The following is a 13,024-nucleotide window of genomic DNA, read 5'->3' on the forward strand; positions in this document are numbered from 1 at the left end:
CTGTGTACCTTTATTGATTTTTGGAGGAAGCTTTTGTCTCTATTATTTATTGCTTTAAATTTATTTATCTTGTACAAGATTTATTCTTTGAGGCGGGAGAAATCGAAATACTTGATTTATACGGCCTATATCATATTTGGAATAAATGTACTATATGGTATTCAATGGTTATTAAAAGAACTGGTTTCAAATATTTCCACTTAATATGTATAGAAACTCCAGTGATTTTTGCATAACAAAACGCATAAGATTAAGGTTTTTGAGTACCTGTTCTTATGCGTTTTCGTAATATTGAGGATTTTCGGTAAGTTTTATACCTTTGGGAAGTCTAGTTTAGAATGCTTTCCCAACCAAAATCTCTGCTTCAATGGTAATCTCTGTCAGTTGGCTCCAGTCAATCTTGCTCTGGTCGATATGAAAGAGGAGAGGAGTCATACTGAGTAGGGCTTGGAGCTGATCTGCTGTGATAGTCTTAGTCAGAGAGGCCGTTTGGTTAGATAGGATGGTAAAGTGTTCCTGGAAATGTTCCTTGATATCTTGGTTAGAATAATCCTTGTTTGTCAGCTGGTCTTGTACCTTCTGACGGATTTCCTTGAGGTGATTTTCAGTTGGAATAACCTTTATCAAGATGCCGTCTTTGGATAAAACGCGACGAAATTCTCCATAATTGGCAGGGGAAAAGATATCAAGTAAGATATCCATGCTGGCGTCTTTTATAGGAAGACGAGCTAAGTCACCAACGAACCAATTGACTGCCCAGTTGGGTTCGCTCTTGGCAGCGATTTGGACTGAATCTTTGGAAATATCAAAGGCATAGAAAGTTTTTTCAGAGTGACTTTCTTGGAGTTTGCGAGAATAGAATCCTTCACCACAACCGATATCCAAAATTGTTGTGGTAGTTTTTGAACTTGCAAGCAAGTCAGATACAGCCTCTAAGATAGCCCGATAAAAGCCGGCTTCTAGGATTTGTTGGCGGTTTTGAAAATTTTCCTTATCGTAGTTAGCAGATTGCTTGATTTGAGGGGCTAGATTGACATAGCCAAATTTAGCCAAGTCAAAAGAATGGCGATTGTTGCATTTGAGACTGCTCTCTAGCAGAGTCAGATTTTCTCGACAGATAGGACAGGCAAAGGCAGTAGCAGAAGCAAAACGCTGAAGTTTGGGTTTGAGATTTGTATTCATAGTTTAAGTGTATCAAAAGAGGTAAATGAAAGCAACTTTAGGAGTAAGTAGATGGGAGATTCAGTAGAAATAAAACTAATACTCTTCGAAAATCAAATTCAAACCACGTCAACGTCGCCTTGCCGTACTCAAGTACAGCCTGCGGCTAGTTTCCTAGTTTGCTCTTTGATTTTCATTGAGTATAATTCTCCAATTTATAAAATGAAATTGCTTTTATGTCTAAATTGCTATATAATAATGATAAGGAGGAAATAAGTATGTTAAAAGAAGTACTAACCGTTGCAAAAGTTGCGAAAAAATCATCACTCTTTTTGGGTGGTGTCGCATTTGGTACCCTTGGTTTGAAAATCTTGGCAAGTAAGGAAGCTAAAAAAGGTTATTCTAAAGCTTTGGCTAAGGTTTACAAGTTGAAAGACGGGCTAGATGCATCTGTTTCTGTTGTGAAACAACATGGAGACGATGTTTTGCAAGATGCCAAATATTTGTACGAGCAAGAGAAAAAAGAAGAGCAATTAGATAGCCTTATAGGAGAATAATATGTCTTTTAAAGTGCTACATAGAGGATACCAACATATCCGACTATCATCTTCTTTTTCACTCACCTTGGATATTCAAGACTATCTTCGTTCCTTGGCGAGAGATGAAAAGGGGATAGAGTCTATCCAATTTTACATGGATCAACAGCACTTTACTCTACGTATAAAAGAAGGCTTTTCTGTATTAGATAATGCAGAAGCCTTTTTAAAAAGAATTGATAAAGGGAAAGTTTCTGAGTTGATGACTCTTCCCATTCGTAGAGAAGAGAGTGCTTATTCTATTGTTTCAGGTGCAGCGATTAAGCGTATACTTTTTCGTAGTTTTGTGCCGTATCCTATTCGCTATATATGGACTTGTTATCAGGCTTTTGGCTATATTAGAGAAGCCTATCAAACACTAGCGCGTAAGGAACTAACGATGGAGGTCTTGGACTGTTCGGCGATTTTATTGTCCTTGTTTATGAACCAATCCAAGACGGCTAGCAATATCATGTTTATGCTTGATTTGGGGAATCATTTAGATCAGTGGTCCTTGAAAAAAACTGCAACAGATTTAGAACAAAGCCTTCTTGCAAAAGAGAGCGACGTATTCCTAGTACAGGGCGATACGGTTGTTAGTATCAAGAGTTCCGATGTTCAAATAGGAGATGTCTTGGTCCTATCTCAAGGAAATGAAATTCTGTTTGATGGACAAGTAGTTTCAGGTTTAGGTATGGTCAACGAAAGTTCCTTGACGGGAGAGAGTTTTCCAGTTGAAAAAAGAGAGTCTGATTTGGTTTGTGCAAATACAGTATTAGAAACTGGAGAGTTACGTATTCGTGTAACCGATAATCAGATGAACAGCCGGATTTTACAACTGATTGAGTTGATGAAGAAATCTGAAGAAAACAAGAAAACGAAACAACGCTATTTCATCAAAATGGCGGACAAGGTCGTCAAATATAATTTCTTGGGGGCTGGGCTGACTTACCTATTGACAGGTTCTTTTTCTAAGGCTATTTCTTTCCTATTGGTTGATTTCTCCTGCGCTTTGAAAATCTCTACTCCTGTAGCTTATTTGACGGCTATCAAGGAGGGGTTGAACCGTGAAATGGTGATTAAGGATGGAGATGTTCTGGAGAAATATCTGGAAGTCGATACTTTCTTGTTTGATAAGACTGGAACAATCACAACTAGTTATCCTATAGTTGAAAAGGTGTTACCTTTTGGGGACTATAGTGAGGAAGATATTCTAAGAATCAGTGCCTGTCTTGAGGAACACATTTATCATCCTATTGCTAATGCCATCGTCAAGCAAGCCGAGATAGAGGGAATTGAACATGAGGAAATGCATGGGAAACTCCAATATATCGCAAGCAAGGGGATCAAATCTCATATAGATGGCCAACCAGTTTTTATTGGGAATTATGTTTTGATGCAGGATGAGCAAATTCATATCAGTTCAGAACAAAATGCTTTAATTGAAGAGTACAAGAGTCACTACAATCTCTTATTCTTAGCCTACCAGAATGAATTGATTGGAATGTTCTGCATTCATACTCCTTTGAGAAAAGAAGCAAAAGCAGCCTTGGAGAAACTTAAGGCACAAGGGAAAAAATTGATTCTGGCAACAGGGGACACCTTGGTTAGAACAGAGGAATTAGTCAAAGATTTGCCCTTTGATCAGGTCTATACAGACTTGAAACCTGATGGGAAATTTGAGTTAGTAGAGGAACTACAGAAAGCAGGTCACACTATTTTGATGGTTGGGGATGGGTTGAATGACTCAGCGGCTCTAACCCTATCAGATATCGGTGTGGTGATGAATGAGAGTGCAGATATTTCTAAGCAGATGAGTGATATCTTATTGTTAGATAATCGTTTGGATTTCTTCCAAGAGTTGGATTGGCTATCATCATCTTTGCAAACACTCATAAAGAAGAATATTCAAGATACTGTTGTCGTAAATAGTAGTTTGATTGGCTTTGGCTTGTTTAATTGGCTCAGTCCTTCAAATCTCTCCATCTTACATAATCTAACAACCTTACGCATTGTACTGCGTAGCCTGTCTATTAAAAATAGATAGATGAGAGTTATTAACAGCAAAAAGGAGTTACCTTTCTCGAGGTTAACTCCTTTATTTATAGATCAATGTTGAACAGTTTAGTAAGTCAATACAAAGTATTTTTTCTTCCCACGACGGATAACAGTCAGTTCGTTCTCAAGCTTATCTGCGTCACTCAAGACATAGTCAAGGTCTTGGATGCGGTCGCCGTTGATGTAGATGGCTCCATTTTGAACATCTTCACGGGCTTGGCGTTTTGAGTTAACCACACCAGATGAGACGAGCAGTTCCACGATATTGTGATTTTCATCTGCTTGAACTTGGTAGTTTGGTACACCCCGAAGTCCTTGTTTGAGTTCTTTAACAGAAAGGTTTTTGATGTTTCCTGCAAAGAGTTGTTCAGTGATGTTAAGAGCTTCGTTGTAAGCTTCTTTGCCGTGAACAAGTGTGACGACTTCACGAGCCAAGACTTTTTGAGCCAAGCGTTCGTGTGGAGCCGCTTCAAACTGTTTACGGATGTCTTCAATCTCATCAAGTGACAAGAAAGTAAAGATTTTCAAGAAGCGAACAGCGTCTGCGTCCATAACGTTCATCCAAAATTGGTACATTTCGTATGGAGAAGTCTTTTCAGGATTGAGCCAGACGGCATTTCCTTCTGATTTACCAAATTTCTTACCAGTTGCATCTGTGATAAGCGGAACTGTGATAACGTGGCCAGTCTTGTCAGCCTTACGACGAAGCAATTCAGTACCAGCTGTCATATTTCCCCACTGGTCAGAACCACCGATTTGAAGAGTTACGTTGTGGTCTTGGTTAAGGACAAAGAAGTCGTACCCTTGCATGATTTGGTAAGCAAACTCAGTGTAGGAAATCCCTGTTTCAATCCGTTTTTTAACAGACTCCTTGCTCATCATGTAGTTGACCGTGAAGTATTTTCCGATATCACGGAGAAAGTCAATGAAGCTGATGCTGCCAAACCAGTCGTAGTTGTTGACCATGACAGCTTTGTTTTCACCATTTTCAAAGTCAAGAAAACGAGAAAGTTGTCCTTGGATAGACTTGACCCAGCCATCTACTGTGTCTTTTGTTTGGAGACTACGTTCAGCATCTTTGAAGGACGGATCTCCGATGAGACCTGTAGCACCGCCAACGAGCGCATAAGGTTTGTGACCTGCTAGTTGCAAGCGACGACTTGTCAAGATTGCGACAAGGTGGCCTAGGTGAAGGCTGTCAGCAGTTGGATCGTAGCCAGTATAATAAGAAACTTGACCTTCTTCTAGGGCTTTACGCAAAGCTTCTTCATCAGTCGTTTGAAAAATCAAACCACGCTCTTTTAGCTCATCAAAAATGTGCATGTGTCTTTTCTCCTTTTTAAAAATATTGTTTCTAACTATTGTATCACAAACTTGGGCAATAGCCTAGTAGAATAGGGAAGAAAGTGGCTATTTTATTGAAAGTTTACCTTTTATGGTATAATAGATAGAGTGAGGAAATCCATGCAAAATCAATTAAATGAATTAAAACGAAAAATGCTGGAATTTTTCCAGCAAAAACAAAAAATAAAAAACAGCTAGCCCTGGCAAGAAAGTCTCAAGTGTCCAAAAATCTAAATCCTTAGAGAAGCCAGCTATTTTTCCAGCTATTTTACTGAGTATAAAAGCCTTATTTAACTTACTCTTTGTACTCGGTTTTCTAGGAGGAATGTTGGGAGCTGGGATTGCTTTGGGGTACGGGGTGGCCTTATTTGACAAGGTTCGGGTGCCTCAGACAGAAGAATTGGTACATCAGGTCAAGGACATTTCTTCTATTTCAGAGATTACCTATGCGGATGGGACGGTGATTGCTTCCATAGAGAGTGATTTGTTGCGCACTTCTATCTCATCTGAGCAAATTTCGGAAAATCTGAAGAAGGCTATCATTGCGACGGAAGATGAACACTTTAAAGAACATAAGGGTGTAGTGCCCAAGGCGGTGATTCGTGCGACCTTGGGGAAATTTGTAGGTTTGGGTTCCTCAAGTGGGGGGTCAACCTTGACCCAGCAACTGATTAAACAGCAGGTGGTTGGGGATGCGCCGACCTTGGCTCGTAAGGCGACAGAAATTGTGGATGCTCTTGCCTTGGAACGCGCCATGAATAAGGATGAGATTTTAACGACCTATCTCAATGTGGCTCCCTTTGGCCGAAATAATAAGGGGCAGAATATTGCAGGAGCTCAGCAGGCAGCTGAGGGGATTTTCGGTGTAGATGCAAGTCAGTTGACGGTTCCTCAAGCAGCATTTTTAGCAGGACTTCCACAGAGTCCCATTACCTATTCTCCTTATGAAAATACTGGAGAGTTGAAGAGTGATGAAGACTTAGAAATAGGCTTGAGACGGGCTAAGGCAGTTCTTTACAGTATGTATCGTACAGGTGCCTTAAGCAAAGACGAGTATTCTCAATATAAGGATTACAATCTTAAACAGGACTTTCTCCCTTCAGCTACAGTCATAGGTGTGTCACGAGGCTATTTATACTTTACAGCCTTGGCAGAAGCTCAGGAACGTATATATGATTATCTAGTTCAGAGAGATAATGTCTCCGCTAAGGAGTTGAAAATTGAGGCAACTCAGAAGTTTTATCGCGATTTGGCAGCCAAGGAAATTGAAAATGGTGGTTATAAAATTACTACTACCATAGACCAGAAAATTCATTCTGCTATGCAAAGTGCGGTTTCTGACTATGGCTATCTTTTAGACGATGGAACAGGTCGTGTAGAAGTAGGGAATGTCCTGATGGACAACCAAACAGGTGCTATTCTAGGCTTTGTAGGTGGTCGTAATTATCAAGAAAATCAAAATAATCATGCCTTTGATACCAAGCGCTCACCAGCTTCTACTACCAAGCCCTTGCTGGCCTACGGTATTGCTATTGACCAGGGCTTGATGGGAAGCGAAACGATTCTATCTAACTATCCAACAAACTTTGCTAATGGTAATCCGATTATGTATGCTAATAGCAAGGGAACAGGAATGATGACCTTGGGAGAGGCTCTGAACTATTCATGGAATATTCCGGCTTACTGGACCTATCGTATGCTTCGTGAAAAGGGTGTTGATGTCAAGGGTTATATGGAAAAGATGGGCTACGAGATTCCTGAGTACGGTATTGAGAGCCTGCCGATGGGTGGTGGTATTGAAGTCACAGTTGCCCAGCATACCAATGGCTATCAGACCCTAGCAAATAATGGTCTATATCATAAAAAACATGTAATTTCTAAAATTGAAGCAGCAGATGGTAGAGTGGTGTATGAATATCAGGATAAACCGGTTCAAGTCTATTCAAAAGCTACTGCGACGATTATGCAGGGCTTGTTGCGAGAAGTTCTATCCTCTCGTGTGACAACAACCTTCAAGACGAATCTGACTTCTTTAAATCCTACTCTGGCTAATGCAGATTGGATTGGGAAGACTGGTACGACCAACCAAGACGAAAATATGTGGCTCATGCTTTCGACACCTAGATTAACCCTAGGTGGCTGGATTGGGCATGATGATAATCATTCACTGTCACGTAGAGCAGGTTATTCCAATAACTCTAATTACATGGCTCATCTGGTAAATGCGATTCAGCAAGCCTCCCCAAACATTTGGGGGAACGAGCGCTTCGCTTTAGATCCTAGTGTCGTAAAATCCGAAGTCTTGAAATCAACAGGTCAAAAACCAGGGAAGGTTTCTGTTGAAGGAAAAGAGGTAGAGGTCACAGGTTCGACTGTTACCAGCTATTGGGCTAACAAGGCGGGAGCTCCTACGACTAGCTATCACTTTGCTATTGGAGGAAGTGAAGCAGATTATCAAAACGCTTGGTCAAGTATCGTTAGCACATTGCCAACTCCTTCTAGCTCAAGTACTAGTTCGAATAACAGTTCAAGTAGTAGTTCTAGCAACAGTAGCAATTCAAGCGATACTAAACCTTCTTCTTCAACGACGAGACGATAAGTTCTTTAAACTTTTCTAAATGAAGTGGCTAATCAATGGATTGCCACTTTTTTCTTTTTCCTTTCGTGTTACAATAAAGGTATGAATCAGTATCAGAAAAAGATTGTTAAAGGAACTATTTATTCGCTCCTATCCGGCTTAATCTGGGGAATCTGTGGAATTTTAGGAGAATATTTCTTTACTCATTATCAAGTGTCTTCTGGCTGGATTACCTCTATGCGTTTGACACTGGCAGGGAGTCTTGTGCTCATTTGGTCTGCAATACAATTAAAATCGCAAGTGCTAGATATTTGGCGAGATAAGAAAAATTACCTACCCTTTTTAGCCTATGCTATTTTGGGGATTTTTTCAGTTCAGTATTTTTTCTATCTCTGTGTAGAATACTCAAATGCAGCGACAGCAACTATTTTACAGTTTATCAGTCCTGTCTTTATCCTCTTTTACAATCGCTTGGTTTATCAAAAACGAGCGTCAAAAAGCGCTATTTTTTATGTTTTGGTTGCCATGTTGGGTGTTGGCCTGATGGCGACAAAGGGAGATCTCTCTCAGTTATCTATGACACCACTAGCGCTTGTGACAGGTCTGCTGAGCGCTATGGGGGTTATGTTTAATGTTATCCTACCTCAGCCTTTTGCTAAGCGCTACGGTTTTGTTCCCACAGTTGGGTGGGGGATGATTTTGGCAGGTTTATTTAGCAATGTCCTCTCGCCGGTTTACCAGCTTTCCTTTACTCCTGATATTTGGAGCATCTTGATTTGTCTCATTATCGCTTTCTTTGGGACGGCTTTTGCTTTTTTTATTTCCATGAAGGCTGTGTCCTTGGTTTCACCTTTGGTGGTTTCCGTTATCAGTGCCAGTGAACCTCTCTCTTCTGCCTTGCTGAGTGTTTTATTTTTAGGTCTGGTAGTGGATTGGTCCCTTCTTCTAGCTATGACCCTGATTATTTTACCCATGATTTTCCTATCGGTAGAAGAAGCGAAAGAAAGTAAATAAAAAGTCTTTTCTTAATTTTAAAAGTGTGCTATACTAGAATAGTCAATAAAACACGGGGAGATAGTTGTGAAGAGTGTTTTTAGGTTGTATCGGTAGGAGCTTGCTTTTACCGACAGCACGTTTTATCTCACATCCCTAAAAATCATACCTAAAAACAAACAAAAAGGCTTCAAATTTGAGGCCTTTTTTGGTAGAATAGGTATCATTAAAATGAACTAGGAGGCGCCTATGACTGCCACAAAAATGAATGCTCAAGAAATTATCCAATTTATCGCCAATGCTGAAAAGAAAACCAGTGTTAAAGTAACCTTCGAGGGACAACTTACAACTGCTGTACCTAGCTCTGTTGTCAAACTAGGGAATGTCTTATTCGGAGACTGGAAGGATGTGGCTCCGCTTCTAGATGGTTTGGTAGAAAATCAAGACTATGTTGTTGAGCAAGATGCTCGTAATTCTGCAGTTCCTTTGCTAGATAAACGTACTATCAACGCTCGTATCGAACCAGGCGCTATTATTCGTGATCAAGTTGAAATTGGTGACAATGCTGTTATCATGATGGGAGCTGTTATCAATATCGGAGCAGAAATCGGTGCTGGGACTATGATTGATATGGGTGCTATCCTTGGTGGTCGTGCCATCGTTGGGAAGAACAGCCACGTTGGCGCAGGGGCGGTTTTGGCAGGTGTGATTGAACCAGCTAGTGCCGATCCAGTCCGTGTCGGGGATAATGTTCTCATCGGAGCCAATGCAGTGGTTATCGAAGGGGTTCAAATCGGTAGTGGTTCGGTTGTCGCTGCAGGAGCTATCGTGACTCAAGATGTCCCAGAAAATGTAGTGGTAGCAGGCGTTCCGGCTCGTATTATCAAAGAAATCGATAGCCAAACCCAACAAAAAACAGCGCTAGAAGATGCGCTTCGTACCTTGTAATTGTAAAAGAAAAATAGAGGCGGAACCCTTTTCCAGCCTCTTTCTGCTATATAGGAGGATAGATAGATGTTAGATTTGATTCAGACTAGACGAGATTTGCACCAGATTCCAGAGATTGGATTGGAGGAGTTTAAGACTCAGGCTTATTTGCTGGATGTGATTGAGAAATTGACTGCGGGCAAGGAGTTTGTCCAAGTTCGTACTTGGCGGACAGGTATTTTAGTTTATTTGCAGGGAAGTCAGCCAGAGCGGACCATTGGTTGGCGGACAGATATTGATGGTCTGCCTATCCTTGAACAGACAGGCCTTCCTTTTTCTTCCCAACATCACGGTCGTATGCATGCTTGTGGCCATGACTTCCACATGACCATTGCTTTGGGCTGTCTTGAGCGAGCCCTTGAAGAGCAACCCAAGAATAATCTGCTTTTCCTATTTCAGCCTGCTGAAGAAAATGAAGCTGGTGGGATGCTCATGTATGAGGATGGCGCTTTTGGAGACTGGTTGCCAGACCAATTTTATGGTCTCCATGTCCGTCCAGATCTGAAGGTTGGCCAGATTGCGACCAATACTCATACACTCTTTGCAGGGACTTGCGAGGTGAAGATTCGTTTCAAAGGCAAAGGGGGACATGCAGCTTTTCCTCATGAAGCCAATGACGCCTTGGTGGCGGCTAGTTACTTTGTGACCCAGGTGCAGTCAGTCGTCAGCCGCAATGTTAATCCAATCGAGGGAGCAGTGGTGACCTTTGGAGTTTTTCAGGCTGGAACAACTAACAATGTCATTACAGACACAGCCTTTTTACATGGCACCATTCGAGCCTTGACTCAGGATATGAGTCTCTTGGTGCAAAAAAGGGTCAAAACAGTTGCAGAAGGCGTTGCAGCAGCCTTTGATATGGAAGTTGAAGTGGAACTCAAACAAGGTGGTTACTTGCCTGTTGAGAACAATCCAGCCTTGGCGCGTGAACTGATGGACTTCTTTGAAGAAAAAGACGGAATTGAGTTGATTGATATCGAGCCTGCTATGACAGGTGAGGACTTTGGTTATCTCCTTTCAAAGGTTGATGGGGTTATGTTTTGGCTTGGTATCGATAGTCCTTATGCCCTTCATCATCCTCAGATGAGTCCTAAGGAAGAAGTTTTGGCTATTGGGGTGGATGCGGTCTCTAGTTTCTTGAAAAAGAAGGCAGCAGAGTAGAGGGCTTGTCTATGAAATCGGAATTACGTAAGCAAGTCTTGCAAGAAATGAAGGCATTACCTCGAGAACAAAAACAGGCTATAGACCAAGCTTTAACAGAACGACTGTTACAACACCCTTTTTACCAAGAAGCCAAGGTCATCGCAACCTATCTCTCTTTTTCTCATGAGTTCCAAACGCAGGGATTGATTGAGCAGGCGCTGAAGGACGGCAAGAAGATTCTGATACCCAAAACCTATCCCAAGGGGCGCATGGACTTTGTGGTCTATCATCCACAGCAGTTGATAAAAACTTCCTTTGGCTTACTGGAGCCAGAGGGAGTTTTGGAAGTAGTGGATGTCTCTCAGATTGATTTGATTCATGTTCCTGGCTTGGCTTTTTCGACGGAAGGATATCGGGTTGGATACGGTGGAGGTTATTATGACCGCTATCTGGAACAGTTTTCTGGTCATACTTTGAGTACGGTTTATCCTTGTCAAGTTCAGGATTTTATTCCTGAAAACCATGATATTCCTGTTGAGGAGGTATTCATTGATGAAGGAAATCTTTGATAGACGTTATCCTGTGACGAGTCTTTTCCTCCTAGTGACGGCCTTGGTGTTTCTACTAATGTTGGTGACTACAGGTGGAAACTTTGATAGGGCAGATACCCTATTTCGATTTGGAGCCATGTATGGGCCGGTCATTCGTCTCTTTCCTGAGCAGGTTTGGCGTCTCTTCTCTGCCATTTTTGTTCATATTGGGTGGCAGCATTTCATTGTCAATATGCTTTCGCTTTATTATCTTGGTAGGCAGGTAGAGGAGATTTTCGGATCCAAAAAGTTTTTCTTTCTCTATCTTTTATCAGGAATGATGGGCAATCTCTTCGTTTTTGTATTTAGTCCCCAATCCTTAGCAGCAGGAGCCTCGACTTCTCTCTATGGACTATTTGCTGCGATTATTGTTCTTCGCTATGCAACGCGTAATCCTTATATCCAGCAGTTGGGTCAATCCTATCTGACACTTTTTGTGGTTAACATTATTGGAAGTGTTCTGATTCCAGGAATCAGCCTATCAGGCCATATCGGAGGTGCAGTCGGTGGAGCATTTCTAGCAGTTATCTTTCCAGTCCGAGGAGAAAGACGGATGTATAGTAGCAGCCAGAGGGTAGGAGCAGTAGTCTTGTTTTTAGGACTTGCAGTTTTGCTTTTCTACAAGGGAATGGGATGAAAATTTATGTAATGAAAAAGATAAGGCATTTTTGAACCTTATCTTTTTATGTTATTCCTTTTCAGCCAATTCTTTTCCTAGTTGGATGAGGTAATCTTTCAAGTCATCTTTGACTTGTGGGTGCTTGAGGGCGTAGTCAATAGATGTTTTCATAAAGCCAAATTTATCCCCAACGTCGTAACGAGCTCCTGTAAATTCACGGGCGAAAACACGTTGTGTTTTATTGAGAGTATCGATGGCATCGGTAAGTTGGATCTCATTTCCAGCACCAGGAGTTTGATTTTCTAAGATATCAAAAATCTCAGGTGTGAGAAGATAGCGTCCGATGATTGCCAAATCACTTGGAGCATCTTCGGGGGCTGGTTTTTCAACGAAAGTTTCGACACTATAGAGACCATTAATCCCCTCACCTTGAGGAGCGATAACTCCATATGCTGAAACGTCTTCATGAGGTACAGGCATGACAGCAATGGTTGATGCGTGAGTCGTCTCGTAATCGTTCATCAATTGTTTTGTCAAAGGTATAGCGTGGTCATTTGTGATATCCATTAGGTCGTCACCCAGCATGACAACGAAGGGCTCATTCCCTACAAAAGCTTTTGCTTGTAAGACAGCATCTCCAAGACCACGAGGATGGCTTTGACGGATAAAGTGGAGGCGAATGCCAGTCGTTTCGTCTACTAATTTTAGCAAGTCGTTCTTGCCTTTTTCCTTAAGGTTGTACTCAAGCTCAAAGTTTGAGTCAAAGTGGTCTTCAATAGAACGTTTTGATTTACCAGTGACAACCAGAATATCTTCAATACCTGATTTAAGGGCCTCTTCTACGATAAATTGGATAGTTGGTTTGTCTACAATTGGCAACATTTCTTTAGCAAGTGCTTTGGTTGCTGGTAAAAATCGAGTCCCGAGTCCAGCGGCAGGGATGACTGCCTTTCTAACTTTTGATGTCATAAGAATCCTT

Annotated in this window: 10 protein-coding genes and 1 pseudogene; 8 read left to right on the forward strand and 3 right to left on the reverse strand. The window is 41.4% G+C overall.

The features are described from left to right. Positions 1-333: 333 nt before the first annotated feature. Positions 334-1,182 carry a putative RNA methyltransferase gene (locus SK608_RS00750; RefSeq protein ID WP_033675787.1) on the reverse strand — a complete coding sequence of 283 codons (849 nt, stop codon included), beginning with the start codon at positions 1,180-1,182 and terminating at the stop codon, positions 334-336. 257 nt (positions 1,183-1,439) lie between these two features. Between SK608_RS00750 and SK608_RS00760 the strand changes: the two genes are divergently transcribed. Together SK608_RS00760 and SK608_RS00765 are read left to right on the forward strand one after the other, a co-directional pair. Beyond that, positions 1,440-1,718: a DUF6110 family protein gene (locus SK608_RS00760; RefSeq protein ID WP_033675791.1), complete on the forward strand. Its 279-nt coding sequence runs from the start codon at positions 1,440-1,442 to the stop codon at positions 1,716-1,718. 1 nt (position 1,719) lies between these two features. After that, positions 1,720-3,783: a heavy metal translocating P-type ATPase gene (locus SK608_RS00765; protein WP_033675792.1), complete on the forward strand. Its 2,064-nt coding sequence runs from the start codon at positions 1,720-1,722 to the stop codon at positions 3,781-3,783. A 77-nt stretch (positions 3,784-3,860) separates the two neighbouring features. On the opposite strand, the gene tyrS is transcribed toward SK608_RS00765, so the two are convergent. Next, a complete protein-coding gene (tyrS, locus tag SK608_RS00770) occupies positions 3,861-5,117 on the reverse strand; it encodes a tyrosine--tRNA ligase (RefSeq protein ID WP_033675793.1) in 1,257 nt (418 codons plus the stop codon). 141 nt (positions 5,118-5,258) lie between these two features. Between tyrS and pbp1b the strand changes: the two are divergent. The 6 genes and pseudogenes from pbp1b (at position 5,259) to SK608_RS00800 (ending at position 12,063) form a co-directional block, all read left to right on the forward strand. Further along, positions 5,259-7,737, forward strand: a pseudogene (gene pbp1b, locus SK608_RS00775) (penicillin-binding protein PBP1B). 81 nt (positions 7,738-7,818) lie between these two features. Then, positions 7,819-8,730 (forward strand): DMT family transporter, encoded by a 912-nt coding sequence (locus SK608_RS00780; protein WP_033675794.1) that lies wholly within the window; start codon positions 7,819-7,821, stop codon positions 8,728-8,730. 228 nt (positions 8,731-8,958) lie between these two features. Then, complete coding sequence (dapD, locus tag SK608_RS00785) at positions 8,959-9,657, forward strand: 2,3,4,5-tetrahydropyridine-2,6-dicarboxylate N-acetyltransferase (protein WP_033675795.1); 699 nt, start codon at positions 8,959-8,961, stop codon at positions 9,655-9,657. A gap of 66 nt (positions 9,658-9,723) precedes the next feature. Further along, on the forward strand, positions 9,724-10,854 hold the full coding sequence (locus SK608_RS00790; RefSeq protein ID WP_033675797.1) for an N-acetyldiaminopimelate deacetylase: 1,131 nt from the start codon (positions 9,724-9,726) through the stop codon (positions 10,852-10,854). A gap of 11 nt (positions 10,855-10,865) precedes the next feature. Beyond that, on the forward strand, positions 10,866-11,405 hold the full coding sequence (locus tag SK608_RS00795) for a 5-formyltetrahydrofolate cyclo-ligase (protein ID WP_033675799.1): 540 nt from the start codon (positions 10,866-10,868) through the stop codon (positions 11,403-11,405). Continuing rightward, on the forward strand, positions 11,389-12,063 hold the full coding sequence (locus tag SK608_RS00800) for a rhomboid family intramembrane serine protease (protein WP_033675801.1): 675 nt from the start codon (positions 11,389-11,391) through the stop codon (positions 12,061-12,063). The genes SK608_RS00795 and SK608_RS00800 overlap by 17 nt, the downstream gene beginning before the upstream one ends. Before the next feature lie 51 nt (positions 12,064-12,114). Here SK608_RS00800 and galU read toward each other — a convergent pair whose 3' ends face one another. Continuing rightward, positions 12,115-13,014, reverse strand: coding sequence for a UTP--glucose-1-phosphate uridylyltransferase GalU (gene galU / locus SK608_RS00805; RefSeq protein ID WP_033675803.1), 900 nt, complete (start codon positions 13,012-13,014; stop codon positions 12,115-12,117). Positions 13,015-13,024 lie beyond the last annotated feature (10 nt).

The organism is Streptococcus mitis subsp. hohhotensis, assembly GCF_000722775.1.
GTDB lineage: Bacteria > Bacillota > Bacilli > Lactobacillales > Streptococcaceae > Streptococcus > Streptococcus carlssonii.

Bases quoted from the DNA above. Each gene is read 5' to 3' on its own strand.
- SK608_RS00750 (WP_033675787.1), bottom strand. From the start codon at position 1,182: ATGAATACAAATCTCAAACCCAAACTTCAGCGTTTTGCTTCTGCTACT.
- SK608_RS00760 (WP_033675791.1), top strand. From the start codon at position 1,440: ATGTTAAAAGAAGTACTAACCGTTGCAAAAGTTGCGAAAAAATCATCA.
- SK608_RS00765 (WP_033675792.1), top strand. From the start codon at position 1,720: ATGTCTTTTAAAGTGCTACATAGAGGATACCAACATATCCGACTATCA.
- tyrS (WP_033675793.1), bottom strand. From the start codon at position 5,117: ATGCACATTTTTGATGAGCTAAAAGAGCGTGGTTTGATTTTTCAAACG.
- SK608_RS00780 (WP_033675794.1), top strand. From the start codon at position 7,819: ATGAATCAGTATCAGAAAAAGATTGTTAAAGGAACTATTTATTCGCTC.
- dapD (WP_033675795.1), top strand. From the start codon at position 8,959: ATGACTGCCACAAAAATGAATGCTCAAGAAATTATCCAATTTATCGCC.
- SK608_RS00790 (WP_033675797.1), top strand. From the start codon at position 9,724: ATGTTAGATTTGATTCAGACTAGACGAGATTTGCACCAGATTCCAGAG.
- SK608_RS00795 (WP_033675799.1), top strand. From the start codon at position 10,866: ATGAAATCGGAATTACGTAAGCAAGTCTTGCAAGAAATGAAGGCATTA.
- SK608_RS00800 (WP_033675801.1), top strand. From the start codon at position 11,389: ATGAAGGAAATCTTTGATAGACGTTATCCTGTGACGAGTCTTTTCCTC.
- galU (WP_033675803.1), bottom strand. From the start codon at position 13,014: ATGACATCAAAAGTTAGAAAGGCAGTCATCCCTGCCGCTGGACTCGGG.